The following is a 6087-nucleotide window of genomic DNA, read 5'->3' as shown; positions in this document are numbered from 1 at the left end:
CCCACGCGACCGTCACCGGACGGTCGTCAGCGCGCGGCCAGCAGCGCCGCCAGCCGCCGCACCTGCGCGCCCTGGCCGTGCGTCTCGTCCGGGTCCAGGTAGGCGACGACCGCCAGATGCCCGTGCGGGCCGACGAGCCCCGCGAGGCCGCCCAGCAGCTCCTCCAGGCCGGTCGCCCCGGCGAGCCCGGGCACGGTCGTGTGCACCTCGACGGCCCGGCCCTGAACGCCGTCGGCGAACACGGGGTCGCCCGTCCCGTCGTCCAGCGTCAGCGGCGCCTGCCGCGGCGGCGGGACGAGCGGGTCGCCGCCCAGCAGGTGCGCGGCCACGGCGGCGGCGTACTCCCACACGACGAGCTGCGCGGCGAGCGGGCCCGTCACCGTGGCGTCGTCCTGGTGGGGGCGGCCGTCCAGCGTCACCAGGAACAGGTCCGGGTCGGGCGCCAGCGGCAGGCCGCCGCCCTGCACGACCGTGGTGAGCCGGCCGCCGGTCCGCCTCGTCCAGCAGCCGCGCCGCCCACCCGGCCAGGCCCGGCAGCGCGGCGGGATAGCCGCGACGACGAGCGTGCCGCGGCGCCCGCATCGCCCCAGCCGATGATCGCGCCGAGCACCAGGCCCGGGTTGTCCTCCGGGCGGGTCAGCGCGGGCAGCGCCGCGGCCGCCGCGTCCAGCAGCGCGGCCGCGTCTCCGCGCCCGCGAGCGCCGCCGGGACCAGCGCGTACGGCGACAGCGCGCCGAACGCCGTCTGCGCCGGGGCCTCGACGAGCGCGTGCCCCGCCTCCATCGCCGCCTTGGCGGCGGTCGAGTCCGCGGCCGCGACGGTGACGAACCGGCGGGCGAGGTCGCCCGGCGGCACCCCCGCGTCCCGCATCATGTCCAGCAGGACGCGGCGGAGCGTGTCGGTGCCCGGATCGTCCCCGGCGACCACGACCGCCGCCGCGGCGAGGCCCGCCGGGTCGGCGGCGAGGCGGGTGAGCGGGCCCGGCTCCGGGCCGTCCAGCACCGTCAGCGGCAGGACGGCCCGCGCGTCCGCGGCGTCCCGCCCGCTGCCGTGTCCGGTGTCGTGTCCCGTGCCGTGCCCGGTCTCCTGGGCGGCGAGCGCGACGATCGTCTCGGCGGCGCGCACGGCGGCGCACTGCCCGACCAGGACGATCCGCTCCGGCGGCCCCGGCTCCGCCGGATCCTCGAACAGGCGCCGCCGCAGCTCGGCGACCTGCTCCAGCATCGCGCGTCCCGGCCCCGGCTGTCCCGGCCAGCACAGCCGCCGCCCCTCGACCTCGGCCGTCGCCGCCGACGGCCACAGCATCGGATCCTCCGACGCCAGCCGGACCGGGATCTGGTCGATCCACAGCCGCCCCAGCACCCGCTCCGCGGCGTCCTTGAGCGGCTTGCGCGCCGTGACGACGGTGTCACCGGCGACGACGGAACTGTGGTTCGCGATCCCCGAACTCACTGCCCCCGCCCTGCCGAGACCATCGACGCGACGTCGCGCACCGCCTCGGTGAGCTTCCCGGAGCCCTCCACCGGGTTGCGCAGGTGCAGCCGGATGACCGGCAGCCTGCGCGCCCGCAGCGCCCGCAGCTCGCCAGCGCGCGCGCCAGCGCAGCTGCGCCAGGCTGTAGGGGCGGCCGGGGACGGGATGCGCGGCGAGCGCGTCGCCCGCTCGGGTCCCCGGTGATGATCAGGAACGCGCCGTTGCCCGGCCCCTCCTTGTGGACCGGGGCCGTCGCGTGCGGGTAGGCGGGGCCCGGGCCGTACGCCACCGGACGTCCGGACGCGCGCGCCAGCGACGGCGCCAGGTACCGGCCGGAGAAGTCGCCCGACAGGTACGTCATCACGGCCAGGTAGCCGTCGGCGGGCACCGAGCCGACCAGCCCGCCGAGGACGGTCCGCAGGTCCGCGTGCGCGGGCCACGGGAAGTCGGCGTACACCTCGATGTCGTCCTCGGTGTAGGCCGGGCGCTCCGGCGTCAGCGGGCCGCCCGCCGCCGAGCGCAGCAGCGTCGCCGCGTCGTCCTCGGCCTCCTGCACGGCCGTCGCGCCGGTCTCGAACGGGTTCACCCCGAGCAGCCACCCGGCGACGGCCGTCGCGTACTCCCACAGCAGGAACTGCGCGCCGACCGGCGCCAGCACCGCGGTGTCGGAGTCGTCGTGCGCCGCCGACGGCGGGTTCAGCGCGATGCCGTGCACGTCGGGGAACGAACCGCGGCAGCCGGACGGCTCGAACGCCACCACGCCGCGGCCCCGCCGCCCGGTGCCGACCGCGAGCAGTTGCGACACCCACGCGCTCAGCGCCCCGGGCCCGCCCGGCTCCCGCAGCACGACCTTGTCGCGCGCGATCCCGGCCGGGCCCTGCTGCGCGCAGCCGCCCAGCACCGCGCCGAGCAGCAGGCCCGGGTTGTCCTCCTCCTTGGACAGCGACGGCACCAGCGACGCCGCGTCCTCCAGCAGCGCGTTCGCGTCGGCGCCCGCCAGCACCGCCGGGACCAGCCCGTACGCCGACAGCGCGCCGAAGTGCCCGGGCAGGTACGGGTCGGTCAGCCCGATCCGGTAGCCGTGCTGCCGGGAGAAGTCGTGCAGCGGGCTGCCGTGGTCGGTGATCACCAGGAACCGGCCCGCGATCTCCCGCTCCGACAGCCCCAGGTCGCGGAACGCGCCCGCGAAGATCCGCCGGTAGGCGTCGCCCTCCAGGGACACGCCCGCCTTGCTGGCCAGCACCACGAGCGTCCGCTCCAGCCGCTCCAGCGCGAACGCCAGCGCGGCGGTGTCGCTGCCGTCCAGCACGGTCAGCTCCCCGGCCGGACGGTCCGGCGCGCCCGCGCGGCCGGTCGCGGCGCGGGCCGACTCGTGCGCCTCCATGATCGCCTGCGCGGCGAGGCTCTCGGCCCCGACGCCGATCAGCACGATGTGGTCGAGGCCCGAGTAGCGCGCCTCGGCGACCAGCCCGTCCACCTGGGTCAGCAGCCCGCGGGACGCGAACGGCAGATCGAGCCAGCCCAGCCGGCTGTGGTCGACCGCGCGCCGCCCCCACAGGTCGGGGTCCTTGGCGGCCAGCGCGCCGGGCACCCCGCAGCTCACCAGGTAATCCCGCGCCTGCAGCGCGGAATCGAGCACGTCACCGCGCGTCAGTACGTCGAATCCGGACACGTTCCCTCCTGCCTGTCCCCATCGTTTCAGGAGAGAACGGTCATTTGCGACCATCTCCGTTGATCTTCCGTTGTGCCGTGACGATCAGGGCGGCGCGGGACAGAGTAGCGCGCCTCAGGGCGATCCGCGTCAGGTCGGGTGGATCACGCCAGGGCGTCGGCGAGCCGCGCGAGGCCCTCGGGCCGGTCCCGCAGATGCAGCCGGACCGCCGGACGGCCCACCGACCGCAGCACCCGCAGATCCCCGAACGCCTGCGCGAGCTGCAGCTCGCCGAGGCTGTAGGGCCGTCCGGGCACCGGAAGGTCGGCCGTTACCGCGCCCGTGACCTGCAAGAACGTCCCGTTCTGCGGGCCGCCCTTGTGGTACTGGCCGGTCGTGTGCAGATGCCCCGGCCCCCAGCCGAACGTCACCGGGACCGGACGCCTGCGGACCTTCGCCGCGCGCGCCGCCAGCAGCGCCCGCAACCCGGCCGCCTCCGCGTCGCCCCGCCGGTCCAGATAGGCGAGCACGGCGAGGTAGCCGCCGTCCGGGACCGCCTCCAGCACGGCCTCCAGCGCCCCCGCGAGCGTCGCCGCGCCCTTCAGCGCGCCTTCCGGGGCGTGCACCTCCACTGAGCCCTCGACCAGCGCGGGCGGGCGGCGCACCACCGTCGGCGCCGTGCCCTCCTCCGACCGCAGCAGCGCCGCGGTGCTCGCCGCGGACTCGCGCACGTCCGGCTCGCCGAACGGATCGACGCCGAGCACCCGGGCCGCGACGGCCGTCGCGTACTCCCACAGCAGGAACTGGGCGCCGAGCGGTCCCGCGACGCTGATCCCTGCCTCGCGGCCGGGACCGGGCTCGTCCGGGCGGCGGCCCAAGATCACCCGCCGCATGTCGGGGGCCAGTTCGAAGCCGGGCGCCCTGACGTCCTCCACCACGACCGGCAGCAGGCCCCGGCCGTCCTTGCCGAGCGCCCCCGCCACCAGCTGCTCGGCCCAGGCCCCGAACCCCGCGAGCCCCGACCCGTGGTCGGCGATCACGAGCTTGTCGCGCCCGGCGAGCGCGGACGAGCCCAGCGCGGCGCCGAGCGTCAGCGCCGGATTGTCGTAGGGCTGCCGGAGCGTCGCCGCCAGCGCGGCCGCCTGCTCCAGCAGCGGTTCCACGTCGACGCCCGCCAGCGCCGCGCGTCAGCGCGCGCGCGTCGAGGGCGCCGAACCGTCCGTCGACGTCCGGTTCCGACTCGACGACGCGGTGCCCCGCCTCCCGCGCGGCGCGCTCCGCCGCCGACCCGGCCGGAGCCACCACGACGAAACGGCGCGCGAGATCGTCGCCGGTCAGGCCCGCGTCGCGGAACGCCCGCTCGAACACGCGCCGCACCGAGTCCGTCCCGGTGCCCCCGTCGGCGCCGTTCTCGTCTTCGGACACCACCACGACGAGCGTGCGGTGCGGGCCGCCCGCGAGCGCGCCCGTCACCTCGTGCGGATCGGTCGAGTCGACGACGGTCAGGTCCGCCCCCGCGCCGCCGCGATCGCCCCGGCGGCCAGGGCGGGCCCGCCGGACGCGATCAGCACCACCCGGTCGAGACCGGCGTCGCGGGCGGCCCCCGCCGGCCCGGACAGCCGGGCCGGCAGGGAACGCGCGTCGCCGGGCGGCCCGAGCCAGCCGAGCCGGCGGGCCGCCAGGGGGGCCGCGTCCGGGCCCCAAAGCTGCCGGTTGCGGGACACGAGGGCCCCGGGCACGCCGTCGGAGACGAGACGGTCCAGGACCGTCTCGCCCTCGTCGACGACGGTGCCGCGGATGGTGACCGAGATCCCCCCGGCGGTCACCACCGACGTCACGCGCCGGCCCTCTTGCTCTCCAGCTCGCCGGTGATCGAGCCGAGCAGCTCCTGCCACGACGCCGCGAACTTCTCGACGCCCTCGTCCTCCAGCACCCGCACGACGTCGTCGTAGTCCACGCCGGCGTCCTTCAGCGCCGCCATGTGCGCGCGGGCGTCGTCGTAGGTGCCGCGGACCGTGTCACCGCGCACCTGGCCGTGGTCGGCCTCGGCCACCAGCGTGGCCTCCGGCATCGTGTTCACGGTGCCGGGCGCCACCAGCTCGTCCACGTACAGCGTGTCGCTGAGGTTCGGGTCCTTCACCCCGGTCGACGCCCAGAGCGGACGCTGGGGACGCGCCCCCGCGTTCTTCAGCGACGTCCACCGCTCGGTGCCGAACTTCTCCTCGTACAGCGCGTACGCGAGCCGCGCGTTGGCCAGGCCCGCCTTCGAGCGCAGCGCCTTCGCCGCGTCCGAGCCGATCTTGTCGAGCCGCTTGTCGATCTCGGTGTCGACCCGGCTGACGAAGAACGACGCCACCGACGCGATCTTCGTCAGGTCGCGGCCGTTCTCGCGCGCCTGCTCCAGGCCCGCGAAGAACGCGTCGATCACCTTGCCGTAGCGCTCCAGCGAGAAGATCAGCGTCACGTTCACGCTGATGCCCTCGGCCAGCGCCGCGGTGATCGCGGGCAGCCCCTCCTCGGTCGCCGGGATCTTGATGAACAGGTTCGGCCGGTCCACCATCCACCACAGCGCCCGCGCCTCGGCCACCGTCCGCTCGGTGTCGCGCGCCAGCCGCGGGTCGACCTCGATCGACACGCGGCCGTCCAGGCCCGCCGTCCGGTCGTACACCGGACGCAGCACGTCGCAACCCCACCGGATGTCGAAGGTGGTGATCGCGCGGGACGCCTCCTCGACGTCCACGCCGCGCACGGCCAGGTCACGGACCTGCGCGTCGTACGCCGTGCCCTTGCTCAGCGCCTTGGCGAAGATCGTCGGGTTGGAGGTGACGCCGACGACGTGGCTCTCCTTCACCAGGTCTTCGAGGTTCCCGGTGCGCAGCCGCTCCCGGCTGATGTCGTCGAGCCAGATCGACACGCCCTCGTCGGAGAGCTGCTTCAGAATCTCACTCATCGCTTCGCTTTCT

General features: G+C 76.0%; 6 protein-coding genes. All 6 read right to left on the bottom strand.

The window, feature by feature from the left end; all coding sequences use genetic code 11:
• Window positions 1-26 precede the first annotated feature (26 nt).
• The 6 genes from BJF79_RS35830 to tal all read right to left on the bottom strand — a co-directional run bounded on the left by BJF79_RS35830 (window position 27) and on the right by tal (window position 6074).
• A complete protein-coding gene (locus BJF79_RS35830) occupies window positions 27-467 on the bottom strand; it encodes a hypothetical protein (RefSeq protein WP_075904072.1) in 441 nt (146 codons plus the stop codon).
• A 169-nt stretch (window positions 468-636) separates the two neighbouring features.
• Window positions 637-1452 carry a hypothetical protein gene (locus BJF79_RS35825; protein WP_075904070.1) on the bottom strand — a complete coding sequence of 272 codons (816 nt, stop codon included), beginning with the start codon at window positions 1450-1452 and terminating at the stop codon, window positions 637-639.
• A complete protein-coding gene (locus BJF79_RS35820) occupies window positions 1409-3145 on the bottom strand; it encodes a phosphoheptose isomerase (RefSeq protein WP_262403062.1) in 1737 nt (578 codons plus the stop codon). Before BJF79_RS35820 ends, BJF79_RS35825 begins: the two co-directional genes overlap by 44 nt.
• Window positions 3146-3288: 143 nt before the next feature.
• Complete coding sequence (locus BJF79_RS66005) at window positions 3289-4287, bottom strand: hypothetical protein (protein ID WP_316043508.1); 999 nt, start codon at window positions 4285-4287, stop codon at window positions 3289-3291.
• Between the two features lie 339 nt (window positions 4288-4626).
• On the bottom strand, window positions 4627-4962 hold the full coding sequence (locus BJF79_RS66000) for a hypothetical protein (RefSeq protein WP_316043507.1): 336 nt from the start codon (window positions 4960-4962) through the stop codon (window positions 4627-4629).
• Complete coding sequence (gene tal / locus BJF79_RS35810; protein ID WP_075904069.1) at window positions 4959-6074, bottom strand: transaldolase; 1116 nt, start codon at window positions 6072-6074, stop codon at window positions 4959-4961. The genes BJF79_RS66000 and tal overlap by 4 nt, the downstream gene beginning before the upstream one ends.
• Between the last annotated feature and the right edge of the window lie 13 nt (window positions 6075-6087).

Source organism: Actinomadura sp. CNU-125 (genome assembly GCF_001942465.1).
Lineage (GTDB): Bacteria > Actinomycetota > Actinomycetes > Streptosporangiales > Streptosporangiaceae > Spirillospora.
The sequence above is the reverse complement of the archived record's forward strand: the minus strand, read 5'-3'. Positions and strand labels throughout refer to the sequence as shown.